This is a genomic window from Alteromonas sp. ASW11-130 (assembly GCF_026183735.1).
GTDB lineage: Bacteria > Pseudomonadota > Gammaproteobacteria > Enterobacterales > Alteromonadaceae > Alteromonas.
On sequence record NZ_JAPFRE010000045.1, the window covers coordinates 13,230 to 29,104 of the forward strand.

A 15,875-nucleotide genomic window follows, 5' to 3' on the forward strand; every position below is an offset into this window, starting at 1 on the left:
ACCACTACCTAGATGGCTGCGCCGGCAATTGCCGCTTTCAATTTAGCTTTAGTATTTTCTACTGCCTGATAATAAGACGTGGTTAAATTAGGAAATGTTGGTGGCTCATCCCACTCCCCATCAGGTTGTACTTTTTCATCAAACGTAAGGTATTGAAGATACGCATTAGTGTTTAAGTCTACTGTGTATAGCATTCCGGAAACGTGGCCTTGTGGGTCCCCGTTTGGAATATAATTGCTGAAACTGCGATACGCGCCGTGTCGATCCATTTGCAGTACTACCAATACATCGACTCCTAACGTTTCTTTAAGCGAACGGAAGTCTTTTTTAGCAAAACCTAATTCGCCTTTAAATTTCGGCAATTTAGCAATAGGTTTAGATAAGGTCACAACATCGATGTTTTGATTATGTTTTTGATATTCTGCGAAAACCAAATCGCGAATATTATTCATCTCAGAACCATCCACGGTGCCTTCCAAATGACCGTCCAGGGTGCTAGTTAAAGCGGATGCAACGCCGTAACATAATAAGCACCCTGCTCCAAAAATGTGTGTGGTTGCCTTTTCTTTTGGCCCGACATAAACATACCCTAATTTAATATTTTCATCGGCAAGCGTATTGCTGGTTAGGTTCACAGTAGGCTGTGGAGTAGAGCCGCACGCACCAAGTACTAATGCTAGCAGTGCAACCAATGTAGCTTTAAAAGATATCCCTTTGATCTTCATGACTTTTCTCTTTATATTTTTTATAATTTTTATTCGTTGGTCTGATTTATTATTGCATTCCATACGAAATAACAGTTTTAAAAATAGACAACTACAGACACGTAAAAAGGCACCTTATCTATCTTTATTTCGCTAGTGTAAGAAAGGTTGTGGTTAAAAACCAGCCATTTTTGGGGTTAATTTCTGTCAGATCAGCGTTAGTTTAGTGCACAATATCGATAGATATGCGAGAAGCTTACTCATCCACAGCCAAGTGCATTGTTTCACCAATCGGCTCCTCACTTTTGAAGGTTTTAACCGGCGTTACCTTTAGCTCAACAGGTAGTTTGGGATTATCAAGTTCCTGCATTAGTGCAGGATGCAATGGCTCACCCGATAGCCACTGCGCAATAAACTCTTGGTTAAAGGGAAGGAAAAAGGGAAAAGATTTTTCGTGAAACTGACTAAAACGCTCATGCGGCGGACGCGTAATTACGGCACTGGCATAGTGACCATTTTCAAAGGGACGATATAGTGCACCTAACATAAACGCACGCTGCCCTTGCATAAAATAATGCTGTTTACTTTTACCTACTGGATTCGACTCTCCCAGGGCAGTAGCAATAACAATACCGCGATGATGATTAAGGGCGTATCGCCAAAAACCGCTGTCCAGGTTTCGCGCATTAAATGTCGTTCGCTTACCTAGCGCCAGCGTGTCGCCATCTGGCTGACAATCAAACCACCAGGTCGCATCAATAACGTTGTTCGGGCCGGCGATAATTGACGTAAGCTGACGTGCGGCATTACCCCCGAAAGCAGGATAGAAATTCAACGTTTTTGGAGGCTGTTGAGAAAAATGTGGCACCAGATCGCCCAATCCCACGTCTTCCAGTAGGTCGATGATAGTCGGGTTGTCTGTCACACGTTGAATGAATCCACACATTTATAATTGCCCTGATGCTTTTTTAAAAGCGTACCTCATTCTTCGAGTTATTTCTTCCCCTCCCGAATTAACCCAGCTTTTTATTGAAATTCACCTTCCTGATAACCCGTTAAGTACTGAGTTAAAGCTAACCAGTGGTCAAATTTTGAGCTACACTTTTGAGCAAGGATGTTTAGAAGATTAACCATCCGCGCTTTAGGTTAGTCATGGTTTCACATGTAAGGACGTTATCATGCCAAAATTAATTTTGTCTCTTGATGGCGGTGGTATTCGAGGCGCTGCCACCACTCAATTTCTGACCCTTTTAGAAAATGAACTACAACAAAAAGAAAGTAAGTCTATTCGTGACTTCGTCGACTTTTATGCGGGCACCAGCACGGGATGTATTATAGCCTTAGCCCTGGCGACCACCCAACTGTCCATGGATGAAATAAATGACTTATATAATCCCGCTACGGCCAAAAAGATATTTAAAGAAAACAAAGGATTATTTGAATTGGATGGATTAAACGCGCCAAAATTTGAAGCGGGCGGAAAAACGTCTACCTTAAAACAGAAATTTGGTTCGGCCAAGCTAAATGATGTGCCGGAGGATAAACACGTACTTGCGGTGTCATACGATATTACACGTCGCCGTCCTGTCATATTGAAATCTACCCAAGCCGAACATACATTGCTTAAGTCTTATGCGGTGGCCGATGCATCAAGTGCTGCCCCGACTTATTTTCCCACCATAGAAATGAAGATAAAAGATACTGATAGATGGTTAGTAGATGGAGGAATTACCGCGAACAACCCTACTATGTGCGCTATCGCGGAAGCAAAACGCGTATGGAAATCGGAATCTATTAGTGACCTGAGGGTACTTTCCATTGGGACAGGATATCGCACCCGTAAAATTAACGGACCTGAATCGCAGCATTGGGGCAAAATAGGATGGATCACCAAAGGCGACATCATCAACCTGCTTGCCGATGAATTGGTGGTTGGTTATCAGGCCTTTACTATCTTAGACGCAGGCAATTACATAAGAGTCAACTCAGAAATGAGAGTACAACAAGGCTTACCTCATCCACCCGATGATGCCATGGACGATATTTCAACAAGCAATATTAAAAAGTTAAAAGACATGGGGAAGTGGTGGTTCGATATTTACGGAGATTCTGCCATTGAGCTTTTGTTAAATACGTATAACGGCAACTCTCTAGAACGAATAGATCCGCAAAATGGTAAGCCAATTACGGGTTAGGGCTCGGAATTATATAAGCTAGTTCATACCTCATCTGCCATACTGGGTCAGAAGTGCCACCCTAATCTGTAGGGCAATTATGAGCAATTTGCGTTCGTCAAAAATCTAAACTCGGACGTTTGCTCTCTGCGGTCACGCTGACATTTAATAAGAGCCTAGTAAACGGCACTTAAATAATTAGTAAATTTAGATAGGATCGCTCGCAGGCATACTGTTGAGCCTCCGTTCTAGCGATTGGGAGCTTTCACCTCTGATTAAAAGCGTATTAATTTCGTTCATTTTTTTACTTAACTGTGTTTCATCAATTATTTCTTTCTGAAAAGAGATTTCTAACTTCAAAAGGTTAAGTGTTTGTTCTAGAACTTTAAGATATAAGGTTGCGTTATTATCCCTACTTCTCTTGAGGTTAATCAATAGTTCATTCAAATCACTTAAAGCTGCACCAGATAAGTTCTTACTAACAATATTTTGCATTAGAAGTGTATCTAAATATGCAGGGTATGGGGGAGGGTTTTTGGCATAGAAATCGGCTTTTGAAACATTTTCATCTGGTAACTCTTCAAAATATTCTATCAATATTTTAGTGTATTCATGACACGTCTCAACTGATGAAATTGACGATGATAAAAGTTTTATTACATCTTTTTTCTCTTTCTTTTTGTCCTCGTAATTAGTTATCGATATGGCTAATAAAACCCCGACTAAAGTTGCTATCAACGTTAGAAAGAAGTTAATTCCCAAACTATAGCGCTCTATAATCCCTTTAAATTTTGGTAAAAAAAGCGAACGCACTTAGGGAAATCAAACCAATTGTAAGCACTGTATACAACATTTAACCCTCTTTAGAGTATTAAAATACGTCAATATCGGTGTTTCACTAAGAACGGCGCTACTTTTTTAGTGGCATGTTTGTTTATCACTGCCCGTCCTTCAGTGCGAGAATACGGTATTATTCATTAACCTCGCTTGCGTGATTGTATAAGGAAATTCACCAGTAAATAATCTGTCACTTGAGCCCTACCGCTGCCCTTACAATTAAAGGCCAAGCGATAACATGAGTAATCTGCGTAACTAGCCTCACAATAGTCACTGTCTTAGCTGACAAATTCTTTAACTCCGATTGACAAAAGCTTGGCGCTAATCAATGGGTTCATGTGCTAAATCCGGATATTTTTTAATATTTAAAACAATATCAAATAACAAGTGGCTAAATTTAACGATGAGAAGGGAAAACGCCAAGTTCAATATTTCTTAATAAACTTTTCTATCATGAGTTTTTTGGAGTAACGCATTTACTTTCGATACATACGTGTCGGGGTTATTTAATAAGCCTGCCACATGTTTACCCTCAATAACCCAAAGATTTTTTCTTCCGACTGCTTTATTATAAAGTTTTTTAGCCATTTCAAATGGAACCACCTTATCTTCAGCGCTATGGATAAATAACTTATTCGTTTTAATCGCTGAAATGAGCTCCAGGGAATTATATTCGTTTGAGACAATTAGATTAATTAATGATGAAATAGGCCAAGGGACAAAAGAAGCGGCTTCTTCGCTAAAGGAGGTAAACGTTCCTTCAGTAATTAAGCCATCAACAAGGTGTTGGTTCTTATATGTCACATAAATTGCAAGCTGACCACCATAGGACTGACCCATCACCAACAGAGGCTTTGTTTTAACCTCTTTCCTACTTGCCAAATAATTCAGCGCAGCGTTCGCGTCTATGGCTATAGAATTGTGGGTAGCATCACCTTCCGAAGAACCAAAGCCACGATACTCCATCATAAAAATTTGATACCCGTCTTGAATTAACGGCCTGATCACTTTATACCAATTTGCTACTGTTGAGCCACTCCCCTGAAAAACCAATATAGTTGCTTTTGAATTTTGGCTAGTGTTGAAGAAATAGTGAAACACTCTTTTCCCATCACTCGAATCTAACTCAACCGTTTCCATGTCAGTATTAACAGAAGCAGAAGGTCTCTCATCTACAGGAAAGAAGACGCTATTAAAAGAACAAGCCGATAAAAACAAAGCCAACAACAGAATTGTGAATCTAACAAACAAACTAGTACCTCTGTAAACTAATAATCCACGTCGAATGTGCCAGCGAATCTGGCGATTATGTCCAGGCGGCACTCACTAAAAGACCCTACCTCTCCGAATCGCTATTGATTTCATTGCAATAAAAGCGTACCTAATCTGGAAAACACAGATACTATAGCCCCCAATTAATATAGTACAAACTACAAAGTACAAAGTACAAAGTCGATGCATACTGTTACTTCCTTTGTAAGCCGCTTTTAACGTAGTCACTGCATCCACTTCGCTCAATTTAGTCACGCTAAACCTTGCCCCAGTGGGTACGGAAGGATTAAATACAGCAAAGCGGAACGAGCATATATTCTTGCAGTACTGTATCCGATAGCGCTAATCGACTTCGCTGGTTACGCCCGTTTTTTCTCTTCTGTATGCATCTCTTGATATTGAGTGGGACTCAGGCCATAACGTGCTTTAAAGCGAGAAGAAAAATAGCTAGTCGAGTTAAACCCGACATCTAGCGCAATCTGCGTAACTTGTTCGCCGCTACGAAGTAGTAATTTTGATTTTTTTAATCGGTAATTTTTAAGATACTCAGTAAAATTATGTTCCATCATAGCCGCTAGCTTGCGATTTAACTGACGTTCACTAACAGCTAACTCGTTAGCGGCTTGTGCGCGGTTAAATGTTTCTTCCTTATAATTTTTTTCAATGATGGAGATAAACCGTGCGTAAAACGCCTGATCTTTGTCGCATTCATAGGTAGGAATCTTTATAGGTTCATCGCCGGACATAGAAAGGTCTGCAGTGCGAGGTATCGCATCCATCCAACGTTGCCTGAGTGCCAATAAACTTTCAATTCTTAATAAAAGCTCGTCATCCGCAATGGGTTTAATTAAGCAATAATCAATATGCGCACTTAAACTTTGGGCTTGAGTTTCCCTATCACCCCGGGCGGTTAAAAGAATAATGGGTATATGGGCAGCATCTTTTCTTTTTCTCAACCTAGAGGCTAACGTAATACCATTCATCACCGGCATCATATAATCAGTTATAATCAAAGAAGGCGTCACTGTTTTAACTATATTCAGCGCTTCGATACCATGCCTTGCGAGTAAACATGTATATGTTGGTTTTAACAGCGAGTAATAATAGGCGCGCAAATCGTCATTATCTTCGATTAATAAGATAATGGGTTTATTTTCTGGCAGCGTCGTGAGTTCAGGGACGTCAATAGTAATAGGGCTTCGTGCTTCCTGTCTAACCGAACAACTCAACAACATAGCGGTATCTACTAACGGCAAGTAAACTGTAAAAACACTGCCTTTACCTTCTTTACTGGATACATCTATCCACCCTCGGTTAGCTAAAACCAGTTCTTTCACCAACGCGAGCCCGATACCGGTGCCGACTTCCTCAGTTTCATTGTCGACACGGGAAAACCGCTTAAATATGCGATTCACTTCAGATTCTGGAATACCGCAACCCGAATCTGATACCTTGATAACCAGATGTAATTCCTGACACGTTACACCGACTTTTACTTTACCTTTAGGGTCGGTATATTTGACCGCATTTGAAATAAGGTTGTGGCAAATTTTTTCCAGTGAGTCTGCTATCAGCGAAATCTCGCCCTGGGCTTTTACCGCGCGGATAAATTCCTGTTCTTTGAAATCGGCTAGTGGTTGGACATTCGCAATAATTGCACTTAAATCGTGTTTGATATCGTAGGTTTTACGTTCGTTTTCACATAAGGTTTCTACCTGCTCAATCTCTAGGAGCTGATCAACCAGCTTTTCCAACTTATGCGCATTATCTAGCGCTAAGTGTATGCGATGAGTGTTTCCACAATCAGTCGGCTTTCTCTGGACCTGTTTGAGCGGTCCTAAAACTAATGCTAGTGGGGTTCGGAGTTCATGGGAAATATTGGTAAACAACATTTGCTTACGTTCTAACAATTTACGAATAGACAAACTGCTATCAGAGAGCGCTGTTTGTTTTTCGTCTACCACGCCACTAAGTTCGGTACCATGGAGTGACAATTTCTGCCTATAGCGTCGATACAAATGAAACATCAGCAAGCACAATAATAAACTGTAAAGAATAAATGCTTCCAAAGAGAGCCAAAAAGGGGGAAGCACGCGAATATGCAATCTTGATATTGGCTGTACGGCGCTACTTCGTGTGTCAACCACGCGCGTTTCAAAAGTATAGCTACCGAAGGATAACGAGGAATATACGATGTTTGCAGTTGAATCACTTGAACGAGTCCACTCGTCGTTTAATCCAAGCAGACGGTATTCAATTTGTAAGCGTTCCCGCTCTAAAAAGTTTGCTACGGTCAAACCAACTTCAAACATAAACTCTTCGTTTGCTAATTCAAGTTCGTCGCCAGATTTCAGTGCGTTATAAAACCGAACGCCAGTGGGTACCAGAATATTTTTTTTCTCATCAAAGGAATTAAATGATGAAATAACAGCTTGATGTACTTTCTTAGCCGACTGCTCTATGGAGCTGATTAACTTTTGGTTATCAATAATATAATTTAAATTATCGCCTGCTATAAGCGTATGTGCGGGGGAGGTATAAATTCCTTTGTAAGCAAAATCAGTATCAGGAATGCCGAACTCATTACCCAAGTGGAAAGATTTATCTTCTTTTTTATTATATAAAAAAAGGCCAATATTAGTGGTAACCAACACCCATCGTTGGTCTATCGCGGCTATTGCTCTTATATAATTCGCCGGTATAGCACTTACCCGAGTAAACTTATTTTCACCTTTTTTGAGCTTGTATGCCCCCTCTCCAGAGGTACATGCCCAAATTTCGCCATCGGGATCTTCAAAAATACACACTACATTGCTTAACTCAAAGTTTGAATCTCTTCCTATTCTCTGTACCTTATCCTTCTCTTGAATCTTATATATCCCCTCGCCTGACGCGGCCGCAAGAATATCATCTGTGGCAGACACATGTAGAGTAGAGAATGCATTCGATAGCAGCTTTTTAAAAGAGTCATTGTGTTCACTAATTAGATAATCTCGCTCCTCTCCTTCCTCAATAAATACTAATTCCCCCGCGCTATCAACCTCTAGCTCAAGTATTGTGGAAGATTTATTCGTCAATACATTATTAAATGTAAAAATGTTTCCTTCACCAAGTCTTATCGAATATCGGCTTCCAGCTTGGCTCACTATTTCAATTTCGGATTTGGAGGTTTTGCCAATGAACATTTTTTCGACCGAAGGCATAGGATAGAAATTCATTTGATTAGACGTTAGATCGTAAACCCCCACCTTTTTTTCTGAAAGAAATAACAATGTTTCTTTATCGATAAACTTCGCTGAATTTATGTGTTCTCTGAAAATTCTTAAATTTTCATTAAGGTATGAGACTGCTTTCAATTGAGGAGGAACGATAACCAGTCCTTTGCTCGTGTCTATGGCCAGTAGATTTTCCTGGGTGTCAAAATCAATCTGCAAAACAGTATCTAACTCTCCTCTTGTCAAAAAAGGATAAAGTTGAGGTGCAGATTCGAAGGTTTGTTGTTCGAAGTTCACTTTATAAAGTCTTTCCGCTGCGACCCATAGATTACCAGCCGGACTTCTCTGAATAGACCGGATAGGCTTATGTTTATCGTGAACTACCCCAGGTCTCATGCTTATTAAAATTGAACTGTCTTTTTCAGCATCCAGCTCAAAAAGTCCTATCTCCGTCCCTATAAAAACCTTCTCTTTTTCAACATATAAAGCTGATATGCTATTACTACTTTCGAAGTATTCTGTGCTCGAATATGAAGTCCAATTCTCACTTACTAGCGAGTAAGAAAACACTCCTCTTTTTTCGTCTGTCCACCATACTTTCTGGCTTTCAGACTGGAAATCTACGTTAAACACTTTACTGCCAACGTTTATCCCAATGTCTCTGAAATCAGCCTCGATATCAAAAGTATGAATGTTTAAGAGATAAATGTTTGAAATAGTTGAAACTACAAGATGATCTTCAGCAAGGGCCAGTTTCCAGACGGCATTTAAATCTACATCTGATGGATGCACAATTTTGGTGAACGAATATTCTATAGTATCGAATATAAATAATCCTTCTCCGTATACAGCTACAAGTAATTTGTTCTCTTGAAGCTTTTCCAATGAAGAAATATAGTTTTTATTCAGAGATGTTTTTTTATCATAAAAATGAAGAAATTTTTTCCCCATAACCCCAAACAGCCCATTCTCGCCGCCAAGCCAAATTGAGCCATTTTCTGCAACAACTAAGGATGTGAGAACACCGGTAGCCTTTCCGTCGAATTGATTAGTGAATTGGAGGGGAGTTGACGAAACTGCAATTGAGTCAAAGAACGATAGAAATAGAATCGTTCCAAAAATTACGGTCTTAAGTCTCATTATTAACAATCCTTGTCTTACAACTGAATGAGTACGGCTTTAAAGTTGATAAAATCAATCGCGTGATTTATTTAAATACCAAATCACATTTATCAAATCAATATTATAAGGATATTCTTATGAAGGATAGTGAAAAAATTTCTTGTGAGGTTTGTCTGTTAAATAACGCTGAATTAGATCTTGTTATCGGAGGTTCAAAATGCCTAGGAGACCCACTCCAATATCACCTCGTTGACAAAGGCATGGTAGATATAGAGCTTCGAGAACTAAGGCCGCCAAAACGGCCTGTAAATTATTAAAGCTTAAAGGGCTGCTTTGCAGCCTTTTGTTCTCATAATAAGGAACTGTTCATTACCTAAATAACTGTTTATTTATACAGCACTGTGTGCTAACCTATCACCACACTATCCAATCAAACAGGTGAATCATGGCGATTACAATCAAATACGTGGTAACACATAAAGGGGTGGAAAAGCTGGTGACGACAGATAAAAAGGAAGCGGATCAGTTTGACAAAATGCTGGATACGGCTGATAACCTGGCAGCCTTTATTGAAGCCAAGGGTATTAAGCTTGATGACGCGGTTACTGAAGAGCTGTCGATTATGCTGGCGAAAAATAAAGACAGTGTGATAAAACTGCTTAAAGGCGCTCAGGCGGAAACCGTGTTAGAAAAAGATGCGGCGGAAATTGTTAAGCTGCAGGCAAATGGTTAAGTTTTTGAAGCTGGCGTCACTATAGTGAATGAACCCGGTAAGCGCTTAATTTTAATATCCACTTCGCCAGAGATGTTACAAGTGGATTGAAATGAAAATTGGCGCTCTAAAAAACCGAGATGGCTATTCCGTGCTCGATTTCATCTGCCGGAAGCGGCAGCCACTATCCGATAAAAACCGTTACCTGCCCAACTATATTCCGGATCTATTTAGCTTAACAATATTCACTGTAATAATATAAAACCAATGTAAAATTTCGAAAACTGATAGCTATACATATACCGCATTTGAGAGGTGTAGATAAAGGCTGTTCGCAGGTCTTAGCTTTTCCACGCGAAAACATACGACGTTCGTTGGCCGGCTATTCACTATTTTGTATTTGATACTTTAACTGCAACTTTCGCTTAACCGGCTCTACTTAATGGTCACTGGCGCACACCTTTAATTCTATACGTGTGACTGCTACTGGTTTGAAAAAGGCAAGTTGACCGTGGATCTTTGGTATTCAAACTGTATTTGGATCAAAAAAAGCCCCTACGAAGAGGGGCTTAATGAAAACGAGTAGAGCCGCTTAACCTTCGTCGGCTAGTCTGTCTAATAAGGACATTACCTGAGAGCTAGCTTGCTCCATTTCTTTCAGATACTTATCTCTACTTGCAATATCATTATCCCGATCCGCTTTCATGGCTGCAACACCTGCACTATGTACATTATTGTGTGGCCGTTCTAAGCGTGAGAACGCATCCGATTTAGAAACTGGTTTGCTCGTTGCCTCTTTTAACCACTTACCTAAGCGAGATGACACTGCGTCAGCAAAATCGGCAGGCGATTTATTACTTCGGCCGTTTATTACTGCATAGACTTCAGATTTCCACACCACATGATCTAGCTTAACCGTTTGGATAAAGGTTTCGTGTGAACCGCGATGAATAGTGTCTTTCATGCTAGTGCAATGACTGACCATTTTGTCATAAGATTTATTCAGACTGCCCACACCTTCAGCCAGGTGCGTATTGTTGGTTTGTATTTCTGTTACTGAACCTACTGCTGCGCGGGTAGATTGGATAATGCCCTGTACCAGCTCTGCCACTTCATTGGCTGATTTATTGGTTTCATTTGCTAGCGCACGAACTTCGTCGGCAACCACGGAGAAACCCCGCCCTGCATCACCTGCTCGTGCGGCTTCAATAGCGGCGTTGAGGGCCAGTAGGTTTGTCTGATCAGATATGCTAGTGATAGTACTAACGAACTTATTAATATTATCTGCAGTATCGGATAAACCAGAGATACGTTCGTTCATATGGCTCATTTTGCCACTGAGCTGATCCATGTCCTTTAAAATTTGAGAAAGCGCAGTTGCGGATTCAGAGAACAAAGTATTAATGTCTTCAATTGCGTCGCTTTCGCTTTCAATATGTCGGTACGCGCCCAGTACAGTATCACGTATACCTTCTACCTGACCTAACGCATCAAGCATTGACTCAGTCAACAAAGACTGACCATCTTTACCAGTGACTGCATTTAATGCCTGATTTTCTTCAGCGAGCATTTGATTTTGCTCTTCGAGCTGTTTTACTCGATTTTGTAAATCGGACTGTTCGCGCTTCAGCGCGCTAACTTCTTCTTGTTTTTCTTCGTATGTTGACTTAAGTACGAGCATATGGACCTCTGAATTCAGGCAAAGGATTAAAGCATGGTTTTTTCATAATAACCCGATATCGGCTGAAAAGGTAAAAAGCATTAACATTTGTTGTGTATTTAATTTTCTGCGGCCTGTTTTGTAGTACCACGAGAAATCAATTTTGGTTCCAATATATGGGTTAACTCCATCTTATGATCGCCATACGCGCGGTTTAGAATCCATCGTGCGGCCATAGCCCCTATTTCTCGCATGGGATAATCGATCGTGGTTAACCCAGGAGTAAGATAGCTGGCAAAATCGACATTATCAAATCCGACGACTGAAATATCCTCTGGTACATTTTTTTTCAATTCACGCAGCGCATTGATCGCGCCAGACGCCATTTCATCGTTCGCACACGCAACTGCACTGTAGCATTGCCCTTGCTTCGCCAACGCTTTTATTCCTGCTTCGCCCGATTGCGCCTGAAAATCACCTTCATACATTAAGGTTTCATCAAAGCTGATGCCCGCCTCTGATAACGCTCGTTTATGCCCCGCTAACCGATTTAAACCGTCTGCTTTAAATAGCGAACCTGCAAGATAAGCAATTTGTGTATGGCCCTGATCAATCAAATGGCGGGTAGCTAAATAACCGCCCAACTCGTTATCTAAACTGATACAGTTTTCTTCTATCTCTTGTATGTAGCGGTTAACGATAACCAGCGGTACGTCTTGTTGAGCCAGATGAATAAGATACTCGTCACTAACGGCTTCTACATGCAGAATCAATGCATCGCAGCGACGACTTAATAAAGCTTCGATCTCCTGAGTTTCCAGTTTTTCATCAGAGTGGCCTGTCGCCACAAACATATGTTTGTTTGCTTTGCGCAGAACTTTTTCAGAACCTGCCATCATGCTGCCAAAAAACGAACCGTGCAACTCTGGCACAACATAACCGATAGTATTCGTTTTATTTGAGGCTAAAGAGGCTGCAAGAACATTATGGCGGTAACCGAGTTTCGCCATTGCCTGCATCACTTTAACGCGAGTTTTTTCTTTGACGGTGTCAGTATTATTAATAACGCGGGAGACTGTTGCAGATGACACGCCCGCCATTTCACTGACTTGTTTTATCGTTACCATGTTCTTATTCCTGATACCGTCCGTGGGCTGCATCAAGCTTGATTGTCCGTGGGCTGCATCAAGCTTGATTTTTGTCAATCTACTTTACCTAGTGATAGTGATGCCTGGACTGATTCCATTTTTTGGTGGTCTAATGTATACCACCGCATAATAATCGCAACAACTAAGGACGCCAACGCAGGGAAAATACAGAAAGAAACGACAATGCCATCGGCAACGTTTGCGTCAAATACATTTGCCTGATAACCATAAATTGCTAGTAACCACCCTGCTAAGGCGCCTCCCACAGCAAGCCCGACCTTTATGAAGAACACCACCGTTGAATAAGTGATACCTGTCATTCGTACACCGGTTTGACTCTCGCCGTAGTCCACCACGTCGGCAATTTTTGCCCATAAAAGTGGTGTAGCCATTTGTAAAAACAGACCCCATAAAAAGTGGATACCCATTGCAAGCAACCACATATTGGAAGGTACAAAATAATTAAGCAAACAAAGTACAGCGCTTATCACCTGCAACATTATATAGGCTTTTACTTTACACATCTTTTTCGCCAACGGATTTGCCAGCGCGCAACCAATAATGCTACCAATCATGCCGGCGGTCACGAAAAGTGTGACATCATCGGGTCTTTGCAGAACATATTTTACATAGTAAATAGCCAATGTATTTCGCAGTACCATGCCTGTTAGCAGTATCACCGCGACTACGCATAACACACGGCACTGGTCATTACTCCATAATGCTTGAAGCTGTTCTTTTACCGTCACCGAATTTTGTGTTGCTGGCTTAACGCGTTCCTTTGTGCCGGCAAAGCACAACAGGAATAAGACCATTCCTACCATGCTCATGGCAATCATGGTACGTTGGTAACCTAATGCCTGATCTCCCTCCCCAAAATACGCCACTAACGGTAGCGTAAAGGTGGTCACCAATAAGCCACCGACCATGGCAAATACAAAGCGATATGATTGAATCGACACTCGTTCACTGGCATCAGCGCTCATTACCCCGCCAAGTGCTGAGTAAGGGATGTTGATTGCGGTATACATCAACATCAATAACGCGTATGTAAAAAATGCATATGCCAGTTTGCCGTCTTCCGGAAGGGCGGGAGAAGTGAAAGCCAAAATACTGCAAAGCGCAAATGGCAGCGCTAGCCATAACAGGTAAGGACGGTAAGACCCCCAGCGGGTGTGGGTTTTATCCGCCAGCGCCCCCATCAATGGGTCGGTAACCGCGTCAAACACTCTCACGACTAAAAACATAGTTCCTACCGCCGCGGGAGCTAATCCGATGATGTCGGTATAGTAAAAGGTTAAAAACAACATCACAGTCTGGAAAATAAAGTTACTAGCGGTATCGCCTAAACCGTATGCTATTTTTTCGCGAGCACTTACCATAAATGTACTTCCGATACCCAGACGACTACTGACGACTTAACAATGCGTTTCTAAAGGCTATCGCACTGTTTTTTAATGTACGCTTCTGCGTTGTGTAGTCAACATACACTATGCCGAAGCGTTTTTCATATCCTAAAGCCCATTCAAAGTTATCGAGTAAGCTCCAAACAAAGTAGCCTGTTATATTGACACCTTGCGCCATAGCTTCTGCCACCGCGTCCATGTGCGACTGTAAATAACGGATACGTTGCAGATCATTAACTTCACCATCAACTAAGTGATCATCACTCGCTAGACCATTCTCGGTTATGATTATAGGCGGTAAACGGAAATCTCGTTCTAGCTGCAAAAGTAAGTCTGTTAGTCCTTGAGGATAGACTTCCCAACCCATTGCGGTTTGTTCGCTGGTTTCAGGGGCAGGTAATAGAATAGGGTCGCGAGGTGCATCACTTTTAACTCTTGCTCTGGTGTAGTAATTCACGCCGAGATAGTCGATAGGTTGCGAAATAATATCTAAATCTCCGGGCGCTATTATAGGTCGGTGAGACTCAGGGATATCGTCTATTAAGGCTGGATACTCTCCCTCTAGGATTGGACGAATATACCAATCATTAAAATGAACATGAGCTAATCGTGTAGCGTGCGCATCTTCTTCGCTATTTGAAGCCGGATAGAAAGGTGTAAAATTAAGCACAATCCCGCTTTCAGCTTTTGGAGCATGTTGCCTGAGTACTTTCATAGCTAAACCATGTGCCAGCAATAAGTGATGAATGGCTTTTTTCCCATACTCTTTTTTGGCTTTACCTGGCGCGTGAATACCTACTTCATAGCCTAAGTACGCACTACAAAAAGGTTCGTTTAACGTGGCGTAAGAGTAAACCAAATCACCAAATGCTTTTACTACTACTTCGACATACTGTTTAAATGCATAGGCGGTGTCACGGTTTAACCATCCACCTTCATCTTCCAGGTATTGGGGAAGATCCCAGTGGTAGAGGGTGACATATGCTTTTATACCTTTTGCTTTTAGTTTGCCTAATATTGCCAGATAAAAATCCAGGCCCTGTTGGTTTAGGCTGCCATCAGCTCTGATAATTCGCGGCCAGGAAATCGAGAATCGATAGGCATCAACGTGTAAACTATCGATGATATCTAGGTCTTCCTGCCAGCGGTTAACGTGATCACACGCCTCGTTGCCGTTGCTACCATCTAATATCTTACCAGGCTGCTGACAAAATCGGTCCCAGATTGACTCTTCGCGGCTCTCTACCGCTCCTTCAATTTGAAAAGACGAGGTAGCAACGCCGAAAGTAAAGGTGTTGCTCTGAAACTGTTTCTTTAGTATTAAACGATTACTCATACATCCGGCTTAAATTGACGCTGTGTTTCAGCATTGAAAAAGATTAAAGAGAAAGCACAAAACTGGTTTCCTGAATCAGCCTCCAACCTCAAAAGAAAAACTGTAAGCGCTTTCATGACAGTTTTACAATGTTTTAACACAGGTTGGCAAGTAAAATCGCGGGTAAAGAAGTAATCACTTTTCTGTCGCTTTATTTAAAACGCCATAACCTATTGTTCTTTAGTGGCTTTTATTAAATTCATTAAAGTTAGGTTGAAAGTTTAACCTCTATGAAAAATTGTTTATCGCT

General features: G+C 41.2%; 11 protein-coding genes. 2 read left to right on the plus strand and 9 right to left on the minus strand.

Annotated elements, in window-relative coordinates; all coding sequences use genetic code 11:
- Positions 1-8 precede the first annotated feature (8 nt).
- Both OPS28_RS15270 and OPS28_RS15275 read right to left on the minus strand, forming a co-directional pair.
- Positions 9-725 (minus strand): hypothetical protein, encoded by a 717-nt coding sequence (locus OPS28_RS15270; protein ID WP_265610328.1) that lies wholly within the window; start codon positions 723-725, stop codon positions 9-11.
- 235 nt (positions 726-960) lie between these two features.
- A complete protein-coding gene (locus tag OPS28_RS15275) occupies positions 961-1,650 on the minus strand; it encodes an SOS response-associated peptidase family protein (RefSeq protein WP_265610329.1) in 690 nt (229 codons plus the stop codon).
- A 232-nt stretch (positions 1,651-1,882) separates the two neighbouring features.
- On the opposite strand from OPS28_RS15275, the gene OPS28_RS15280 reads away from it, so the two are divergent.
- Positions 1,883-2,899: a patatin-like phospholipase family protein gene (locus OPS28_RS15280; protein WP_265610330.1), complete on the plus strand. Its 1,017-nt coding sequence runs from the start codon at positions 1,883-1,885 to the stop codon at positions 2,897-2,899.
- A gap of 186 nt (positions 2,900-3,085) precedes the next feature.
- Here OPS28_RS15280 and OPS28_RS15285 read toward each other — a convergent pair whose 3' ends face one another.
- The 3 genes from OPS28_RS15285 to OPS28_RS15295 form a co-directional block, all read right to left on the minus strand.
- Positions 3,086-3,691 carry a hypothetical protein gene (locus OPS28_RS15285; protein ID WP_265610331.1) on the minus strand — a complete coding sequence of 202 codons (606 nt, stop codon included), beginning with the start codon at positions 3,689-3,691 and terminating at the stop codon, positions 3,086-3,088.
- A 459-nt stretch (positions 3,692-4,150) separates the two neighbouring features.
- Complete coding sequence (locus tag OPS28_RS15290; protein ID WP_265610332.1) at positions 4,151-4,939, minus strand: alpha/beta hydrolase; 789 nt, start codon at positions 4,937-4,939, stop codon at positions 4,151-4,153.
- Between the two features lie 407 nt (positions 4,940-5,346).
- Positions 5,347-9,342: a hybrid sensor histidine kinase/response regulator transcription factor gene (locus tag OPS28_RS15295; RefSeq protein WP_265610333.1), complete on the minus strand. Its 3,996-nt coding sequence runs from the start codon at positions 9,340-9,342 to the stop codon at positions 5,347-5,349.
- 427 nt (positions 9,343-9,769) lie between these two features.
- Between OPS28_RS15295 and OPS28_RS15300 the strand changes: the two genes are divergently transcribed.
- The gene (locus OPS28_RS15300) at positions 9,770-10,057 is read left to right on the plus strand and encodes a YebG family protein (protein ID WP_265610334.1); all 288 of its coding nucleotides are present in this window, start codon (positions 9,770-9,772) and stop codon (positions 10,055-10,057) included.
- Positions 10,058-10,628: 571 nt separating this feature from the next.
- On the opposite strand, the gene OPS28_RS15305 is transcribed toward OPS28_RS15300, so the two are convergent.
- The 4 genes from OPS28_RS15305 to OPS28_RS15320 form a co-directional block, all read right to left on the minus strand.
- Entirely contained in the window at positions 10,629-11,717 is a 1,089-nt protein-coding gene (locus OPS28_RS15305; protein ID WP_265610335.1) for a methyl-accepting chemotaxis protein, read from the minus strand.
- A gap of 98 nt (positions 11,718-11,815) precedes the next feature.
- Entirely contained in the window at positions 11,816-12,823 is a 1,008-nt protein-coding gene (locus OPS28_RS15310; protein ID WP_265610642.1) for a LacI family DNA-binding transcriptional regulator, read from the minus strand.
- Between the two features lie 74 nt (positions 12,824-12,897).
- The gene (locus OPS28_RS15315; RefSeq protein ID WP_265610336.1) at positions 12,898-14,226 is read right to left on the minus strand and encodes a glycoside-pentoside-hexuronide (GPH):cation symporter; all 1,329 of its coding nucleotides are present in this window, start codon (positions 14,224-14,226) and stop codon (positions 12,898-12,900) included.
- Between the two features lie 25 nt (positions 14,227-14,251).
- Positions 14,252-15,586 carry a GH1 family beta-glucosidase gene (locus OPS28_RS15320; protein WP_265610337.1) on the minus strand — a complete coding sequence of 445 codons (1,335 nt, stop codon included), beginning with the start codon at positions 15,584-15,586 and terminating at the stop codon, positions 14,252-14,254.
- Between the last annotated feature and the right edge of the window lie 289 nt (positions 15,587-15,875).

Bases quoted from the DNA above. Each gene is read 5' to 3' on its own strand.
- OPS28_RS15270 (WP_265610328.1), bottom strand. From the start codon at position 725: ATGAAGATCAAAGGGATATCTTTTAAAGCTACATTGGTTGCACTGCTA.
- OPS28_RS15275 (WP_265610329.1), bottom strand. From the start codon at position 1,650: ATGTGTGGATTCATTCAACGTGTGACAGACAACCCGACTATCATCGAC.
- OPS28_RS15280 (WP_265610330.1), top strand. From the start codon at position 1,883: ATGCCAAAATTAATTTTGTCTCTTGATGGCGGTGGTATTCGAGGCGCT.
- OPS28_RS15295 (WP_265610333.1), bottom strand. From the start codon at position 9,342: ATGAGACTTAAGACCGTAATTTTTGGAACGATTCTATTTCTATCGTTC.
- OPS28_RS15300 (WP_265610334.1), top strand. From the start codon at position 9,770: ATGGCGATTACAATCAAATACGTGGTAACACATAAAGGGGTGGAAAAG.
- OPS28_RS15305 (WP_265610335.1), bottom strand. From the start codon at position 11,717: ATGCTCGTACTTAAGTCAACATACGAAGAAAAACAAGAAGAAGTTAGC.
- OPS28_RS15310 (WP_265610642.1), bottom strand. From the start codon at position 12,823: ATGGTAACGATAAAACAAGTCAGTGAAATGGCGGGCGTGTCATCTGCA.
- OPS28_RS15315 (WP_265610336.1), bottom strand. From the start codon at position 14,226: ATGGTAAGTGCTCGCGAAAAAATAGCATACGGTTTAGGCGATACCGCT.
- OPS28_RS15320 (WP_265610337.1), bottom strand. From the start codon at position 15,586: ATGAGTAATCGTTTAATACTAAAGAAACAGTTTCAGAGCAACACCTTT.